Origin of the sequence: Enterococcus aquimarinus (assembly GCF_001885765.1) — a bacterium.
GTDB classification, from domain to species: Bacteria; Bacillota; Bacilli; order Lactobacillales; family Enterococcaceae; genus Enterococcus_I; species Enterococcus_I aquimarinus.
Genome location: NZ_JXKD01000036.1, coordinates 1 through 1,551 on the forward strand (window position 1 = coordinate 1; position 1,551 = coordinate 1,551).

The window sequence follows — 1,551 nt, forward strand, 5'->3', positions numbered from 1 at the left end:
TGAAGCGACCCCCAAAAGTTAGACCAAAAATCTAACTTTTGGAGGTCGCTATTTTTATGGCAAAATACAGTTTTGAATTTAAATTGAAAATGGTTCAAAAATATCTTGATGGAGAGGGAGGATACTCTTATCTGGCAAAAAAGTATAGAGTAAAAGGCAAGTCACAGATAAGAAAGTGGGTCAATGCATATGAAGAGTTTGGTAAGGAAGGGCTATCTAGAATGCGTCAAAACAAAAAATATTCTGTTCAATTTAAACTAGATGCGATAGAGTTATATCAAATGAGTGAAATGTCCTATCGTGAGGTGGCTAATACCCTTGGTATTAACAATCCTCCGCTGATTACTTCTTGGGTTCGTAAGTTTCGAGAGGATGGTGTTGAGGGGCTTTCAAAATCGAAAGGACGTCCTTCTAACATGCCGAAGAAAAATAACGAGATAGAAAAGAAAATATCTAAAATAACGCCCAGAGAATCCGAACGTATCAAGGAATTAGAGAAACAAGTACGTTCACTCCAAATCGAGAATGCCTTTTTAAAAGAATTGAGGAAGCTGCGAAAACAGGAAGCTCAACAAAGACGCAAGAATCAATCGCACGTATCATCGACAGCCTCCGAGGATCATTCAAATTAGTTGAGCTTCTTGAAACATTGAACTTTCCTAAGTCAACTTATATGTATTGGCAAAAACGGTTCAATCGTAGAAATCCAGACCAAGAAATTGAAGATGAAATGCTAGAAATCCGGAAAGAGCACAAAGATTATGGTTGCCTCAGAATGAAAAAAGAGCTGCAAAATCGTGGTTTTATTGTTAATAAAAAGAAAGTTCAACGGTTGATAAGAAAATTAGCAATCGAAGTAAAATCCTACACTAGAAAGTCACGCCGATATAATTCTTATCGTGGAAAGGTTGGTACAGTTGCCAAAAATCGTATCCATCGTCGCTTCTATACAAGTATTTGTCACCAAAAAATCACTACTGATACGACAGAATGTAAATATTATGAATTAGATGCCAAAGGCGTTGTTCGACAAAAGAAACTTTATTTAGATCCGTTTTTGGATTTATACAATAGCGAAATTCTATCTTACAGAATTTCGGAGAAACCGAATGCAGTCGCAATAATGGAAGGGCTAGAAGAAGCGATAGAAGTCACTAAAGACTGCCCTTATCGTCGAACATTCCATTCAGATCAAGGATGGGCTTATCAAATGAAGAGTTATCGCAACAAGCTAAACGAACACAAAATCTTTCAAAGTATGTCCCGAAAGGGAAATTGTTTAGATAATTCACCTATGGAAAATTTCTTTAGTCTTTTGAAACAAGAAATTTTTCATGGAGAGATTTATCGTAGTTTTAATGAGCTTAAGGAGGCAATTGATCAATATATTTACTATTACAATAATAAACGTATGAAAAAGAAGTTAAACTGGAAAAGTCCTGTTGAATTTCGAAAATCAGCTCTATGTGTTGCATAGCAATCAGTTTAAAGGTATAAAAAAGGAGTGGATTTCTCCACTCCTAAAAAGTCTAACTTAAAGGGGTCACTACA

The 1,551-nt window shown here is 35.7% G+C and carries 1 protein-coding gene; it reads left to right on the forward strand.

Annotated elements, in window-relative coordinates; genetic code table 11:
• Window positions 1–56: 56 nt before the first annotated feature.
• A protein-coding gene (locus tag RU93_RS11950) for an IS3 family transposase (RefSeq protein ID WP_425429260.1) occupies window positions 57–1,477 on the forward strand; the annotation gives its coding sequence in 2 pieces (ribosomal slippage) (window positions 57–534 and window positions 534–1,477; 1,422 coding nt in all).
• Window positions 1,478–1,551 lie beyond the last annotated feature (74 nt).